Below are 16,683 nucleotides of genomic sequence, written 5' to 3' on the forward strand. Positions count from 1 at the left end.
ATATTGTATTAGACTGGAGTTACTGGAAGGAAGATGAATGGGGTAGCCAGGAATTTGAGCAAAGCCGGTTCCCATCTGCCGACAGTTTAATAAAATTACTGCATAATAAGTACCATACCCGTTTCATGATTTCTGTATGGCCAAAATTTTATGAAGGCATTAAGGCGTATGAAGATTTCCAGTCAAAAGGCTGGTTATACCCACGGAATATCGCCGACCGGCAGCGTGATTGGATCGGTAAAGGTTATGTTTCTACGTTTTACGATGCCTTTAACCCGGCAGCACGAAAAGGTTTCTGGGACCTCATCAATAAAAATATATATGCAAAAGGAATTGATGCCTGGTGGATGGATGCAAGTGAACCGGATATTCTCTCCAATGTTTCACCTGAAAAACGAATCCTTCAGATGGGCGGCACCTATTATGGCGCCGCCGCAGAATGGCTGAACGCTTATCCTCTTCAAAACGCAAAAGGCATTTACGAAGGACAACGAAGTATAGACTCCAATAAGCGGGTATTTCTGCTTACCAGGTCCGGTTTTGCCGGGTCACAGCGCTATGCAGCAACTATCTGGAGTGGTGATATCGGGTCTACCTGGTCTGATATGAAAACACAAATTACCGCAGGAATCAATTATTCCTTGTCCGGCCTTCCTTACTGGACCATGGATATTGGGGGCTTTGTTGTTCCGAAACGATTTGAACAACCCGGGCAAGAAGACCTGGAAGAATGGCGCGAGCTGAATACCCGATGGTTCCAGTTTGGCGCATTTGTGCCCCTGTTCCGTTCGCATGGCCAGTTTCCGTTCAGGGAGCCATACAATATTGCCCCTGAACACCATGCAGCTTATAAATCCATGCAAGCATATCTTCAACTCCGTTACCGGTTACTTCCTTATAACTATAGCATAAACGGCCTTGTTTATCACAAGGATTATACCCTTATGCGGGGGCTGGTGATGGATTTTGCCCAGGATACAGCCGTACTTAAAATTGATGATCAATACATGTTTGGGCCCTCGCTGTTAATTTGCCCGGTTACTTCCTACAAAGCCAGGGAACGATCCGTTTACCTGCCGTCTGGAAAGGGATGGTACGATTTATATACGGGCCGTTTTTTTTCGGGCGGACAATCAATCAAGGCCCCTGCCCCTTATGAGCAAATGCCTGTTTTTGTACCAGAAGGCGCCATCCTCCCCATGGGCCCTGAACTTCAGTACACTACGGAAAAGGTTGCGGATACCATTACGCTTTTTGTATACAAAGGCAGGGATGGTGCTTTTGCCTTGTATGAAGACGATGGACTGAATTACGACTATGAGCATGGAAAATTCTCCAACATACCCATTACTTATAAAGCGGCCAGTAATACCCTTATTATTGGCAACAGGGCCGGAACTTACCCAGGTATGTTAAGCAAGCGGGTATTTCGTATTGTTGCTGTTGCTTCCAATAACGCAGCCGGCTTCAACCCTGCCAGCAAAGTTTACCGGACAGTCAGGTACAATGGGAAAGAACTTTCTATAAAGTTGTAAACAGTGCCCGGTGGTTTTTTTACCTGATCAGGATAAGGAACCAAATTTACCTGCCCGGAATTCTTCCATGGCTTCCATTAATTCGGCCTGTGTATTCATCACAAAGGGGCCATAGCTGGCAATGGGCTCATCAATGGGTTCTCCACTCATTAGTAAAAGCACACTGTCTTTGGATGCATGCACCTGAATAACTGTACCATCATTGCCAAACAAGGCCATTTGCTGTTCCGGGATGGTAGCGCCGTTAACAGCTACCTGGCCCTGTAATACCAATAAGGCCGTATTGTGCGACTGGTCCAGCTCCATTTCCAGGTCTCCGCCCTTGTTTAAACGGATATCAAATAAATTGATGGGTGTATAGGTTTTTGCTGGCCCCTTTAATTCTTTCCAGGCACCTGCAATAATTCTGAGCACTCCCTGCTTGTTCGGTAATTCTATTTTTCTAATCAGATCCTCTGACAAGGCCTGGTAGTGCGGCAGCTCCTGCTTGTATTTTGCCGGCAGGTTTACCCATAACTGAATCATCTCAAATGGTCCTCCCTGTCGGCTGAATTCCCGTTCATGGTATTCTTTATGCAGAATGCCTGCGCCTGCCGTCATCCATTGTACTTCTCCCGGGTAAATAATTCCATGATTGCCCGCACTGTCGTGGTGCTCTACAGCACCTTTATAGGCTATCGTTACCGTTTCAAATCCTTTGTGCGGGTGTACATCTACCCCCCTAAGGTGCTCAGTTGGTGGAAACTCGAACTCTGCGGCATAATCTAATAAGAGAAAAGGGCTGATCCGCCGTTGACTGATAGGCCCCCCCGGAAAATAATGGAATACCCTGAATCCATCGCCCACCATTCCTGGTTGCATCGGCCGGGGTATTATTTTTTCTATGCTTTTTTTCATAATTCATGCTTAAGTATACAAATATAATGTTTAAACATTGAAATAAGTGTTAAGGGCAATAAGTGCCCGTATATACGGCAGACGGCCATGAAATTTTTAAAGATACCTTGCCATAAAACTTTGGCGATTTTCCAATTTGAACCTCCTGTACCTGACACAGGCAGGATACAAAATCAGTACGGCTGTAATCCATACCAAATAAACGGTGCCCAGTGAAAAGCCATTGGGCAGGGTGGAGGGCCGGCCAAATCCGAATGCACCAAAATTCAACTGGCTAATGCTGTATCCCTTTGCCAGAAAAGCAAGAACCATGATGCTATGTATCAGGTACCAGTGCAAAACATAATAGAAGAGGGGAACTGAGCCATATACTTCCAATATGTTACTGATAGGTGCCGGTAACCGCCTGGTTTTCAAGAAAGCAAACAGGAGGAAGGCAATTCCCAATAAAATCATTGAAAAAAGTAAGGAAGGCGGATATTTTTGCAGGTTGATAAAGGACATAAAACTGTACAGCGAGCTGCTCTCTGTTTTCCATTTGCCGGGATCGCCATAGCTGTTGAAGCCGCGGACGATGGAACCGAGCACGATTAACCCCAAGCCCATCCAGCCATACCAGGAGGCTTTCCGCGCAGGTTGGCTGAATGCCGGCCCTGCTCCCACACCAATCAGTAAAATGGCCAGCCAGGATAAAATTGGGTAGGCAATGAGCAAATTATGGGTGGGCCCCAGGGGAAGGAAAGCCTGTGCAGTTAGCACCTGAATGGGATAAAACCCCTGCAGCAGTAAAATGCTGAGCCCGGACAGGAGTAAAAACTTAGACGGAATACGGATAAGGAGGGCGGTTGCCATAAATCCTACGCCAATAGCTCCGATTACCTGAAACAGCAATACGTTGAAGTGGATATTGAACCAGATGCCAAAATTTACGAGGGTAAATTCCAGCAAAACAAGCCAGGCACCCCGCAGCAACAACCTGTTTCGCAGGATGGCCGGGTCGGCTTGTTTTTGCTGTTGCAGGTAAATGGATACACCCGCCAGAAAAACAAAGCTGGGTGCGCAAAGATGGGTAACCCACCTGGTGAAAAACAAGGCTGGCGTAGTGGTTGCCAGATTTAAGGGGTCTTCCGTTAAAGCCGTTTCGTGAAACAGGTCTCTGGTATGATCCAGGGCCATAATTATCATTACCAGTCCTCTTAACTGGTCGATTGCACTTATTCTTTTATTGAGTACCATTGTATCAGGTATTATTCAAGGTAAGTCTGCCCTTTTCAAGCACCAGGTGCCTGGTAACCGCTGCCGGAATCTCTTCGGGATAATGACTAACATAAATCAGGCTAATGGAGGTCCGTTCACAGATCCGGTCAATTAGGTCTCTGAAATGCTCAATTTGGTTAGTATCGAGGCCCTGGCAGGGTTCGTCCAAAATCAATAGGGGAGGAAATTTGACCAGTGCCCGGGCAACCAGGCAAATTCTTTGGGTACTTGTGGATACATTACGCAGCAAACAAGTGGCATACTGATCAATTTCCAACGCATCAAGCAAACCTTTTACCCGCGCTGCATTTTCAGCAGAAGGGGCGCGGTAGAGTCCGATGGTATCATAAATGCCCGATTCAACCACCTCCGCAACCGTGGTATTCTGCGGAAAATATTGAAATAATTCCGGTGATGCGTAACCGATTTTCTGCTTCAGTTCCCAAATAGATTCTCCGGATCCTCTTTTTTTACCGAATAAATAAAGTTCATTGGCATAAGCCTGCGGGTTATCGCCCGTAATCAGGCTCAGTAAAGTAGATTTTCCGGCGCCATTATGACCGGTTAAAGACCATCGTTCACCTTTTTTTATTTTCCAGTTTATGTTGTCCAATATTAGTTTGGAACCATATTTTACATGGCCGTTGCGCAGATCCAGCACTTCGTCTGTTGCCGGAAAAGTTCCGAGCGAAAGCCAGGCGTCCAATTTGCTAAATGAGTGCTGGTGTACGGGAATATTATTGACAGAATGCAGGAATGCCTCTCTGCTTTTCGTCGCCTTAATTTTTCCGTTTTCCAGGAGGGCCACGTGGGTTACGGCTTTCGGAACTTCCTTGGGTGAAATGCTCAGCACTACATGAATACCCGACGCAATAATTTCCTCCAATACATTTTCAAAAGCTGCCCGGGCGGCCTGATCCAGTCCTGATAATGGGTTATCCAGCAATAAAAGAGCAGGCTGACGAATCAGTGCAGCGGCGGTTAATAAGCGACGAGTTTCTCCATTCGACAGCAGTATTACCTGTTTATGGAGGAGTTGCTGCAGCTCAAATCGTTGAATGAGTTTTTCTTTTGTCCAATAGGCATTGCCGTGGTTGCGTCGTTCCTGTTCCAGGTAGTCTGCCACGGTTGGGGCATCTTCTGCATCGGAAGAGTTGTAGCGTTGTTGGTAATAAAAATTACTGGTATTAGATAGGTTGGTAAAATGGTGCCGCGTCCCGATCAGTGCTACCAGGTTTCTCCAGGAAAATAAGGGAGATGGCTGGTAGGAATGGGTAGCCTGGTACTGCGAATAAAATCCGGGCTCCCATTTGCCGCCGGTAATGGGTAATTGTCCGGCAAGCGCTTTTAATAAACTGGTTTTCCCTGCGCCTCCAGCACCCGTAATTGCCCAGGTTTCACCCGCTTTAATTGTGAAATCCAGGTTTTCGAATAAAAGCTTTCCCTGGTATTGTATGCGACCGTTTGCAATTGTAAAGATGTTGGACTTTGTCATGCTATGGCTTTCAGGAGGCGGTGCTGTTATTGTGTGCCCAGGTTAATGCGCCGGTCGGACAGGCATCTACCTGTTTTCTTATTTGATCGTCGGAGGCTCCCTGCATGTTTATCCACGGCCTGGCCTGCAGGTTGAATACGCGGGGTAACCCGGTAACACACCTGCCGGAATGCTTGCAGATAGAAGGTTTCCAGACAACGGTGGTGGTGTCGTTGCGGTAGTACATTTTTTTTACCGTATCGTCTTCATTAAAAATGAAGGTTCTTTCCGTTACTTCTCCTTTTAGCAGTTTACTAATCGGACAATTGCCGGCAATTTCAACCAGTTTTTCCATCTGCTCGTCAGTTATAGCCGGGTCGAAACGCAGGTCGCGGTCGATGGTAGTAATGGTTTTATCGTCTTTTTTATATTGAAAAAGATTGGCTTTGATACGAATTTCCGGAATCTCCCATCCTTTCCGGTCGATGTACATTCGAAGAGTAGCCAGCGTACAGGTAGCAAGGGAGGAGAGAAGCAGGGTAAAGGGATCGGGGCCCAGGTCTTTACCGCCAGTACTTACAGGTTCATCTGCAACAAATTGTCCATTTCTCCATACTACCTCCATGGTAAATTGTTGCGTGCCGATAGCTGCTTCGACCGGTTTTTCCAATTTATAGTTCATGTTACCGATTTAAGAACTGGAAGGTACGGTTTTAGGAATCGTAAAATGAAAAACGCTGCCCACACCAGGTTCAGATTCTACCCGGATGGTTCCTCCAAATTTATCTATTATCTTTTTTACAATTGCCAGCCCTATTCCGGTACCGCTATAATCTTCCCGTTTATGTAAACGCTGGAAAATTATAAAAATACGCTCATGGTAATCGGGCGAAATGCCTATTCCATTATCAGCTACGGATATTTCCCAGGAAAGCCCAATGTCTTTGGCGCTTATATAAATCCGGGGCGGTACTTCTGCTTTACTGTACTTGATGGCATTGGCTACCAGGTTTTGGAAAACCTGTAATAAGGGAGAATAATAACAGAGTAAGGTGGGGAGAGGACCGTATTCTACGGTTGCTGCTTTTTCTTCCAAAAGATTTATATTCAGTGCAATGGTTTCTTCAACCAGTTGATTCAGGTTTACTGCAGTCAGTTTTTCATTGTGTTTTCCCACGCGCGAAAAATCCAGCAAATCCAGTATTATCTGCCGCATTCGCTTTGCGCCATCAGTGGCGAAATAGATGTATTGACGAGCTTTTTCATCGAGTTGGTTATGGTATTTTTTTTCCAGTTGGGTCAGAAATCCGGTTACCATTCGAAGCGGTTCCTGCAAATCGTGGGAAGCTACATAGGCAAATTGTTCTAATTCCTGGTTCGATAAAGCTAATTCCTTTACGTTTTTTTCCAGCGCCTGGTTCAGGTCTTTCAGGGATGCTTCAAATTGTTTCTGGTGAGAAATATCAGACATTGCCCCCAGTGCCCGAAGTACCTGCCCTTGCTCGTTCCGAATAAAAATAGCCTTGTCCACCACGTAAGCATATTCACCCGAAGCTTTCAGAAAACGGTATTCTTCTTCCCAGGTATTAGTAGCAATTGCGCCAGACATATACCCCTGGATTTTACTTAAAACAAGGGCCCGGTCGTCGGGGTGTATAAGACTCACCAGCAAATTGAATGTGGGTGTTATTTGCTGCAGGTTGTAGCCAAATAGGGTCGTAAATCCATGCCCCCAGAACAGCCGGTCTTTTTCCACGTCATAATCCCAAATTGCGTCATTGGTGGCACGGGTAATTATTTCAAAGCGTTCATTGGATTGCCTGATCTGTGCTTCTGTTTTTTTACGGTTGCTGATATCCCGGATAAATACCGAATTCCCATTTCCGGAAGGGTAAATCACTAGATCGAACCATTGGTTGGTAAGGGCATTATGGTATTCGATGGATTTTTTTTCTGTGCTTTGAAAGGCTTTTTTATAAGCCGAGCTATCCGGTAATTGCAAGGCTTCTGCCAGTACGGCATCTGCATCCCGGTTTTCTACCTGTTGCCTGGGCAGGTTAAAAATTTCTTCCGCCTGTTTGTTCCAGTAGGTGATCTTACCATGCTGATTAATGGCGCAAAATCCATCACCGATACTTTCCAGAATCGTGTTTCTTTCAAAGAGGGCAGTTTCCAGTTGAACCTGGTTGTTTTTACGTTGAATGGCAGCTGAAAGATTAGCCGTTACGTTCATCAAAAAAGTGATTTCAGACTCTGTCCAGTACCGTTCTTCCGCACAATCATCAAAACCAATAAGGCCAACACAATGGTTGTGTACCATAACCGGTAGGGCCAGGCAGGATTTGATAGATTGTTTATCCAGCATTGCCCGGAGTTTTTCGTCCTTCACCTGGCTGGCAATTAGTTGCACGTAATAGCCTTTTACCAGGGGCCCGAAATAGTCGGGGAAATCGTCGATTGGCACCTCCTGTAAATCGGGATTGTTAACATCGGGTTCAATTCCTTCTTTAACCCATTCCAATCGCTGACTCGCCAATTGTTGTCCGGTTTGGTTTGCTTTGTGCAGTTCAAAATAGTAGACCCGGTCTACTTCAACGGTATCTCCTGTTAATTCAAATATGCCGGAAAGTACGGTCGACCAGTCATTTACCTGTAAAAATTCGCTGATTATTATCGAAAGGGTGTCTAAGAGCCGGTTCTTTTTGGAAAGTTCCAGCTCCATGGTTTTTCGTTCATGAATATCCTGTAAACTTCCGTAGATACGTACGCAGACCCCGTTTATAAACTCTGCATTTCCGATCGCTCTTACCCAGCGTTCTTTTCCTTTCGCAGTTAGAATGGGTGCTTCAAAGTCAAATTTTTTGCCACTTTGAACAATGGCATGCACTTGTTTTTTTACAAAATCGCGGTAAGAAGGCAGGTAAAATTCGTAGGATTTTTCAAGATCCGGGTTAAAGGAAGCGTCCACTTCATGGATTGATCTTGTAACGGGCGACCAATAGAGTTGCCGGTTCACCAGGTCAAGTTCCCATCCGCCTACATTGGCGAGGTTGGAAGCATTGTCCAACATTATTTGCAGTTCTCTTGTTTCGGAATTATCCCGCATTATGCCCACCATCCTGATGGGTTGGCCATCCGTATTACGGATAATATGGCCTATTTCTTCAACAAAAGCATAACTGCCATCTTTTCTTTTATAGCGATAATTATTTTCCCAACGGTCTTGCGAAGGGTTCCGTATAAAACTTTCCAGGCTTTGACACACCCGTTCAGCATCTGAGGGATGAATCTTTTGTGCCCATTCAGTAAGGGGTACAGGCTGGTTGATTGTATCGGTATAGCCAAATAAGCGGTTATATCCCTCCCCAAAAGTCAGGCTGTCTTCGAGTATATCCCAATCATAAATAGCGTCTTTGGTTGCCCGGTTGATTAGTTCGAATCGGTCATTGCTGACCTTTAAATTATCGAGGTATTCGAATTTGGTTATTACCAATGATAAGAGTCTTTGCGAACGTTCGATTGCAAATTCTTCGAACACGCCCGGCATTTTGGGGGTATTGTAATAAAGCGCAAAAGTGGCAACTACCTCCCCTTTATCATCCAGCATGGGTTGTGACCAGCAGGCAGCAAAACCATATTTTTCCGGAAGATGCCGATAGGAGGCCCATCGTTCGTCTTCAAAAACATTACTAACAATTACTTTTTCTTTTAAATAGGCAGCAGTTCCGCAGGAACCCTGGTTTAAGCCGATTGCCAACCCATTTAATTCTGCAATATAGGGGGGCGGTAAAGAAGGGGCTGCAAGGGTGTATAAGGCGCCTTGCTGAACTTTCAGTACGGAAGCTTTAATATCCGGAAATAGCTGCTCCAGATCACGCAGGTAGGTATTGATAAGATCAACGAGCTGAACATCCTGCAAAATGGCTCTTTGTAAAAGTTTTTTCTCAATTTTATTCAGCTCATCGTAGAAATAATCGGCGGTAACGTCCACCATCAGTCCGGTGAGCTTGAATGGATTACCTTCTTTACTGATTACTTTTACCCGATCATGTAACCAGATATAATTACCGGATTTGGTTTTTAACCGGTAGTCAAAAACATGATTGTTCTGGAGGTTGGTTTGGGTATGACAATATTGTACAGCAAAATCCCGGTCGTCGGGGTGTATATGTTTCTGCCAGAATTCAGGGTCCTGTATCCACTCTTCCGGGGAATACCCCGTTATTTCCTGTACCTGTGGCGACACATAGGTGAATTGAAAACTTTGAGCATCCGCTTCCCAAAATATGCCATCTGCATTTTCAAGCAGGAGCCGGCTGGTTTGGCGGATATCTTCCAGCTTCTCCTGCATTTCCGTAAACTCGGTAATATCAAGAAAAATACCAGCCAGCTGAATGGGACTATGGTTTTCATCCCGCACCACCGACGCTTTGGACCGAACCATGATCGACTGACCACTGCGGGTGATCAGTCGTTTGGTGATGTTGTACTCGATGTCTTTTTCAAGTACATCCCGCAAATGCTGTACAGCTCTTTCCCTATCATCCGGATGGATAACATTACTTCCTTTTTCAAAGTCTACAATAAATGATTGGGGAGGGTAATCCAGCATCCGGTAAACCCCGTCGGACCAGTATACGGTTTGGTTCCTGAGATCAAAAAGCCAGGTTCCGGCTTTCATTAAAGATTCTACATGGTTCAGTTGGGTTTGTTCCGTGCTGATTGGATCACTGGAAAAACTAGGCATATCCGTTCTGTAATAGGTTTAGGATTTTGGACTTTATAAAAGTACAAAAACTAATCCCATTTGTTGATATATCCTATTGAACCAAAATCGGGTAGGTTTTTTCGGGGGTTCTGAGGTAATACATACCTGCTGCATACCGATCCAGCGAAATAGTATGTCTGCCGGGCGCCAATTCTTTATGCAAAAGTTGAATGCCCATGGAGGAAAACAGCTCTATGCTGGTGCTGAATTTGATTTCTACCTGTAATTGTTTGGCTATTAAAGGGTTGGCTAATAGTTTGCAATTGGTGCCGGCCTGGTTGTTTTGTATTCTGATAGCTTCTGTACGGCTTTGTCGGCCGTCCAGGTCCTGCTGCGTTACCCGGTAATAACTGGTTCCTTTTACCGGGTTCCTATCAACAAAACCATAGGTACGCAGGATGGATGAATTGCCGGCGGCAGTCACTTTTCCCAGAGAAGTCCATTGCTGTCCATTGGTACTTCGCTCTATTACGAAATCGAGGGTAGATAGTTCCTGGTTGGTGGCCCAGCTTAGGTGAACGGCAGATTCTTTCAATGTGCCATTAAATGCTGCCCAACGTACCGGAAGCAGGCTACTCCAGATAACCGGACCTGATATGGCCGGGTTAAGGCTGCTGGAACTGAAACGAAGGGTGTGGGTGTTGTTTCCGCTTAGGGTTAAATCGTTGAAATAGGCTATCCCATTGGCATCGGTATAACGGGTAATGGTACCCGCTAATTGGCCATTTCCGGTTTCCACGGTAGCTGTTATTGCCACATTTGCCTGTAAAACCGGTTGGTTAAAACTATTCAGCAACCTAACCTGGAATTCAGGGTTCATGGCAATATTCGTCTGGTAAATGGTTGGTTGAGAATGTACGCCCAGTTTTGAAGGCAGGCTCACTGAGGGCTCATTGAACGCCACAAAAGCGGGGTCAGACTGACCGCTGGTGGTATACACCAATTGTGTTACACTGGCATAGTTGGCTGTGGTAATACCGAGTTGGGATAAATCCAGTGCAAGCATGGAAATATACCGGGCAGTGTTAATGAAACTGGAAGAGTTTTGTGTACTGTTTGGATTATAAAAATCAGCTCTCCAGTTGGCCAGCCGCGGAAAATTAATGGTACTGTAGAGGTTAAAAGTAAATTCAGTGCCAACGGTAGCGCCGCTGCTGTTAACAAATTTTATTTTGTCGCCAACATTGTTCGGATCGGCAATTTGTACAAACAGGATATCCGGAATTCCATCTCCAATAGATGTGGCAGAAATTCCACTTGCGCCAAGGTTAAACTGAAGAACGGAACCTGCGGGTATATTAGCTAAGCCGGTTCCCAGATCCAACCCATTGATACCATCTGTAAGAAAGGATGCCAGCGTGGCTCCGCTGATCGGATTTCCCTGGAAGGGGGCAGAAGAACTGTTATTCACCCCTGCGTTTATACCGTCGTATAGCTGGCCCAGCGCAACGAAATAAGATGGTCCGCTGGTAGGCACGTTATTCAGTGGAATGGCTCTAAAGGTTTGAGGGGTGAAACTTACGCCCTGGGCTGTAAGTTTGGCATCGTCAACACCGGTTGAATAGGTAATATTATTGTACGTAAAAGCCAATAAATTATGGCTGTTATCGGGTAAAATAGGGTTAATCTGGTTGGAGGCCGAGGTGTAAAAACCATTGTAATCCGAGTAAAATCTTGTCACCCTTGCCTGAGCAAACAGTAGTTGTTGCAGCAATATCAGCCAGCAGAATAGGTATAGTTTTTTCACAGCGGGTACGGTTAACTAAGTGGATCTCTGTATTAACGATACAAAATTGCACTTATTATTGAACCCGTTATTTGTTTTTCGACGACAGCTGGTTTATTTTCTGTAAACAGAATTTTTGGCCGGTTTAACCGGTTATTTGAGCCGTATTGTTCGTTTAATAAACTGCTGGTTATGTAATATTTGCAGTTCGGCCTGTCCTTGCCAGCTAATGCTTTGGATCAACCCAAACAGGGCAGTAACATCCTTAACAGCCTCCCCGTTTATGGTACGAATAATATCGCCGGCCTGAAGGCCGTTTCTGGCTGCCAGGCTTCCTGGTGGTACCTCTACCATAAGTACCCCCGCTTTATCAGGAGCGCCGGAAGCTGATTGCTCACCCAGGGTTTCTATATTTTTTACACGAGCCCCCATCCAGCTACTAAGCTGGCCTGTTTGTTGGCTTTGTAATTGTACCACCTGTAGAAGGGGAGGATGGGCGGCGATTTTTTTGAAGGAGGCAGATACCACCCCAAATTCGTCCATGGGAAAATTTACAAAACCGGTGGAAAGGGCCGCGGAACCGGGCGAAACCGAAAAATCTCCGGCAAATTTGTTATTGAAGCGAGGATCGCCTGTTTTACTATGCAGGTCAATCTTTAATTGGTGTGCTGCTTCTAGTGCCTGGGGGGCTATAAAAAAGTTGGAATCTACCCGGAGTCCCCAGTTCCGGATACGTATAGGGGCATAAGGGTTCGTGACAATATTATGGGTAAACAGGTCTTTGCTGTTAGCATACCAGACATGTGGATGAAAGGTATTATTGATAAGAATATTATTGGTCACTATCCTATCATAACCTTCCCGCAGTTTAAGTCCACCGTTCAAACAAAGGTTATTATAAATTCTATAGTTACTACTCCCGTCATCGAGGTCAATATCCCAGCCATGTTCGCAATGAAAACGATTATTCCGGATCGTAATTGGTTTTATAACGTCGAGGTAAGGTAGTGACGGATTATCGGCTACCCGGGCATCTACGCCTTCTATAGAGGGAACCCAGTACCTGTCGCGGCCCCAGGAGTTAAAAGCCCCATGGTCGCCCGATTCAAGTACTGTTTGAAATACATCATTGAATTCGATCTGGTGACCACCCCAACAGCCATCCCCGATATTAATGCCTGCTCTTGGTACATTGTAAATAGTATTGTGGCTGACGGTTATATCCATTGCCACGCTGATCTGTATGCCGGCAACCTGTTTTTCAACCAAACCAATGGAATGAATAAGGTTGTCATAGGCCTGGCAATTTGCCGGGTATTGATTTGATTGGGGGCCGGGTGTCAGGTCCATGCGAGCTACTTCCTGTTCTTCCTCATACCGGAATAAAGGCGAACGAACGGCCCCCATATCTCCCACAAAAGCAATGGCATTTCCACCAATTTCATAGATATGATTGCTTTCTATTCGAACCTCTCTGTTATAGCGACTCACAAAAACCGCATGCCCGCCCAATTGATGAAATTTGTTGTTTTTCAGTTGAATATTTTCCGTGCCTTCCGCCACAATTGCTCCGGCACGGTTGATGGTCCAGTCGCTTCTTAACAGGGGTTCTCTGGGCTGCATAAAGCTGCGATTGGTACCTGTAAATACAAGGTTGCTGAACCGTACCGCTTTCACCGGGTCTGCTTCTGTACCAGCCAGGCTAAAAAGAACGTCTAATTGCGACAACTCGAATCGGCAACTCTGTGGGCGATTACCGCCAGGTGGAATTATATACAGCACACCGCTTTTACGGTTGTAAAACCATTCTCCCGGTGCATCCAGTTCTTCTTGTATGTTTTCAACAAAACGATGTTCCTTGTGCATGGGAGAAGGGCGGTTATTTTGCCATCCGCCTTCCAGCAACAGGCTGTCGGCACTGGCTTTCCCCAGGATCTTATAATGAAAATCGCCCCATTCAGCCTGGTGAAGCGCATGAATATACCCGCCTTCCGGGGCAGACCAGCTGCGGATCCTTTCTTTGCTGAGTGCGTCGGCTGCTGTACCATTGAAAAACCGGGCAGAAGAGTCGATATTAGGATACCTGGCCATGGGCAACGCCTTGCCATTACAATACAATTGATCGGCCGCAAGGTTTTTTCCTATAAAGGCCTGCCATATCCCTTTTTTCCAGGGTTTCCAATTAGGCTGGATCGGGATAGCGCCGCTTAGAATTGTACTGCCTTCGCCGGAACCGGTAATATGAAGTGCGTGCCCGTTTAGTAATTCAGGGCTGATAAGGATGGGTTTGCCCAGGTAATGCGTGCCTTTCCCCAGCACCAGTGTTATTTCACCTGTTGGTGCAGTCCGAATTTTTGACAAGGCGGCGGAAAGGCTTTTTAACGGTTGCTCTTTTGTTCCTTTATGCTGGTCATTACCCCTGGTATCAATATACCAGGTAGTTTGTCCGAAACTTTTCACCGAAATGGCAATTGCCAGTAAAAAAAGGATCCGTTGCATAGTCATTTTTATGAAAATGAATGTAGGCCCATTTTTCGCTGGCCTGTTCAAGTAAATTAGCCAAACCTTTTCCTTGATTCTCTTTTGCTAAGGCATTAAATGAACAAAAGCAATAGGCAGATTGTCTATAATGCCGATTGCATAAGAATACAATACGATGAAAAAATTTTTTCTAAGTTTCTTTTTCCTTCTACAAGCAATGCTTGTACTTGCACAGGTAGACGCATTTACCACCAGTAAAGGAATTCTCGAAATTCAACCGGTGTACCACGGGGCTTTCTGGATGCAATGGAATAATCTCCGCATAGCGGTAGATCCTTATGGAGGTGCGGATCGGTTCAAAGCAATGGGTGAACCCGATTTAATTCTTATAACAGATATTCATGGCGATCATCTGGACAGCAGCACACTTGTTCAGCTCAATCTTGGCAAAGCTACCCTGGTAGCGCCGCAGGCTGTTAATGAACGTTTGATAAAATTCCTTGCGCCGGAGCAAAAGATCCTTGTGTTGGCAAATGGAGACTCGCTCGAATGGAAAGGCATGCAAATCAAGGCGGTGCCCATGTATAATTTGCCAGATACCGCCGGGTCTCGCCATCCAAAGGGGAGAGGAAATGGCTATGTGCTGAATTTGGGAGGAAAAAGGGTTTATATATCAGGTGATACGGAAGATATTCCGGAAATGCGCGCCTTGAAGCAGATCGATATTGCCTTTGTGTGTATGAATAAACCATATACAATGGACATCCACCAGGCGGCCAGTGCTGTACTGGAATTTCGTCCTGCGGTAGTGTTTCCCTTCCATTTCCGGCAGCCCGGAGGATTTAGTGATGTAAAAGAATTTGCCCAACGGGTGCAGCAGGAAAATAAAGCCATTGATGTTAGGATAAGAAGCTGGTATTAGGAAAAAATCCTGGATTATGGGGAAAGGACATCCGTTTGGGTATTCCTTTCCCCATATTTATTGCTGTAAATAGCCCGATCGGTCGTAAAAAGGAATGGCATAATCGTTGAATTAAGGAAGTGAACCTAATTACAACAGTCATGAAAACAAGTCACTATTTAATGATCGTAAGTGTAGCTGCCTCTGCAATGGTAGCTTGTGAGAATAACAGCGCAAAAGATGAAAAAATTGCTGCGGACATTGAAAATTATGTCGATTCCGTATCAACCAATGTTTCTAATTACAGTAAGGAAACCTGGGAAGATATCAGTGCCGCCTATAACTCAAAGAAGGCAGAAATGAAAGCAGAAGGCCGGGAGCTTTCCGCAGAAGTGAAGGAAGATTTAAAAGAGGCAGAACAAAAGTTTGAGGCCTTAAGAACCAAGTTTGAATCTAATATTAAAGCAGTTGAATCAAAGCAGGCTATGCGCGATGAACTGTTTGGTGCGGGTAAAGTTGGAAATGATCTTTCCTTTGCCTGGGTAACGGCAGCCAATGCTAAAGATGTATATATAAATTTTGTAAATACCGTTGATAAAAATAAGGATCGGTATACCCGGGAGGATTGGGATGAAATTAAGGTGCTTTATGAAGCACTGGATAACCGGAAAAATGAAATAGAAAAGGATTTATCCGGACCCGATAATCGTGAAATTGCCAAACAAAAAATTAAGTTCGTAGGCATTAAAGCGGTTAACCGTATTACGGCTAAAGTGGAAGAAAATTCAGACTCCAAAAAGTAAATAATAGTATAAGCAGGACGGTTGGTTTGGCCCCTTATCGAAAAGATAAGGGGCTCTTTTTATATAACATAGGCTATTAATTCTGCAATATCCATTACCTGCATACTGTCTTCTTTTTCTTTTGTTTTAATACCGTCTGTAAGCATGGTATTACAAAAAGGACAGGCCGAAGCTACTACACCAGCACCGGTTGAAATAGCTTCTTCTGTTCTTTCCCAGTTTACCCTTGTTTTGCCTTTTTCTTCCTCTTTAAACATTTGCGCCCCACCCGCTCCACAACAGAACCCGTTTGTTTTGCAGCGCTTCATTTCAACCAGTTCGGCATCCAGTGCTTCCAATACTTTACGGGGTGCTTCATAAATATTATTAGCCCTGCCGAGGTAACAGCTGTCGTGAAAAGTAATTTTTTTCCCTTTGAAAGCACCCCCTTCTTTTATTTTGATTTTTCCTGCGTCAATCAATTCCTGTAAAAAGCTGGTATGATGAAGCACTTCATACTGTCCTCCTAATTCGGGGTATTCATTTTTCAGGGTATTAAAACAATGCGGGCAGGTAGTTACTATTTTTTTGATTTCATAGTTATTCAGTAGCTGAATATTCTGATAGGCCATCATCTGAAACATAAATTCATTGCCTGCTCTCCTCACCGGATCTCCGGTACACATTTCTTCTTTCCCCAAAATAGCAAACCTGATTCCAACGGTTGTTAATATATGTGCAAATGCGCGGGTTATTTTCTGCGCCCGTTGATCGAAACTACCAGCACAACCAACCCAAAACAGCAGTTCGGGTTGTTCTCCTTTTGCTATGAGCTCCGCCATCGTTGGTACCTGCATAGAAT

11 protein-coding genes are annotated in these 16,683 nt (G+C 45.0%); 3 read left to right on the top strand and 8 right to left on the bottom strand.

Translation table 11 applies throughout. The annotated features are described in order from the left end of the window. Positions 1-1,535 (top strand): TIM-barrel domain-containing protein (locus A1D16_RS18730; RefSeq protein ID WP_290712345.1); only part of this gene is annotated, 1,535 nt, incomplete at its 5' end. 27 nt (positions 1,536-1,562) lie between these two features. Here A1D16_RS18730 and A1D16_RS18735 read toward each other — a convergent pair. The 7 genes from A1D16_RS18735 to A1D16_RS18765 form a co-directional block, all read right to left on the bottom strand. Then, on the bottom strand, positions 1,563-2,432 hold the full coding sequence (locus tag A1D16_RS18735; protein WP_290712347.1) for a pirin family protein: 870 nt from the start codon (positions 2,430-2,432) through the stop codon (positions 1,563-1,565). Between the two features lie 96 nt (positions 2,433-2,528). Further along, positions 2,529-3,668, bottom strand: a complete 1,140-nt coding sequence (locus A1D16_RS18740) for a heparan-alpha-glucosaminide N-acetyltransferase domain-containing protein (RefSeq protein ID WP_290712349.1) — start codon at positions 3,666-3,668, stop codon at positions 2,529-2,531. 4 nt (positions 3,669-3,672) lie between these two features. Next, complete coding sequence (locus tag A1D16_RS18745; RefSeq protein WP_290712351.1) at positions 3,673-5,184, bottom strand: ATP-binding cassette domain-containing protein; 1,512 nt, start codon at positions 5,182-5,184, stop codon at positions 3,673-3,675. Between the two features lie 10 nt (positions 5,185-5,194). Next, entirely contained in the window at positions 5,195-5,845 is a 651-nt protein-coding gene (locus A1D16_RS18750) for a (4Fe-4S)-binding protein (protein WP_290712353.1), read from the bottom strand. 9 nt (positions 5,846-5,854) lie between these two features. Next, positions 5,855-9,910, bottom strand: coding sequence for a PAS domain-containing protein (locus tag A1D16_RS18755; RefSeq protein WP_290712355.1), 4,056 nt, complete (start codon positions 9,908-9,910; stop codon positions 5,855-5,857). 73 nt (positions 9,911-9,983) lie between these two features. Further along, positions 9,984-11,678 (bottom strand): hypothetical protein, encoded by a 1,695-nt coding sequence (locus tag A1D16_RS18760; protein ID WP_290712356.1) that lies wholly within the window; start codon positions 11,676-11,678, stop codon positions 9,984-9,986. Between the two features lie 132 nt (positions 11,679-11,810). Continuing rightward, positions 11,811-14,156 (bottom strand): PDZ domain-containing protein, encoded by a 2,346-nt coding sequence (locus A1D16_RS18765; protein ID WP_290712358.1) that lies wholly within the window; start codon positions 14,154-14,156, stop codon positions 11,811-11,813. A 157-nt stretch (positions 14,157-14,313) separates the two neighbouring features. Here A1D16_RS18765 and A1D16_RS18770 point away from each other — a divergent pair, with 157 nt between their 5' ends. Continuing rightward, a complete protein-coding gene (locus A1D16_RS18770; RefSeq protein ID WP_290712360.1) occupies positions 14,314-15,060 on the top strand; it encodes an MBL fold metallo-hydrolase in 747 nt (248 codons plus the stop codon). 140 nt (positions 15,061-15,200) lie between these two features. Next, positions 15,201-15,842, top strand: a complete 642-nt coding sequence (locus tag A1D16_RS18775; protein ID WP_290712363.1) for a hypothetical protein — start codon at positions 15,201-15,203, stop codon at positions 15,840-15,842. 59 nt (positions 15,843-15,901) lie between these two features. Here the strand turns inward: A1D16_RS18775 and A1D16_RS18780 are convergent. After that, a partial coding sequence (locus A1D16_RS18780) for a (Fe-S)-binding protein (RefSeq protein WP_290712365.1) occupies positions 15,902-16,683 on the bottom strand: 782 nt, incomplete at its 5' end.

The sequence above is a fragment of the Flavihumibacter sp. CACIAM 22H1 genome (assembly GCF_001601815.1).
Taxonomy (GTDB): Bacteria; Bacteroidota; Bacteroidia; order Chitinophagales; family Chitinophagaceae; genus Flavihumibacter.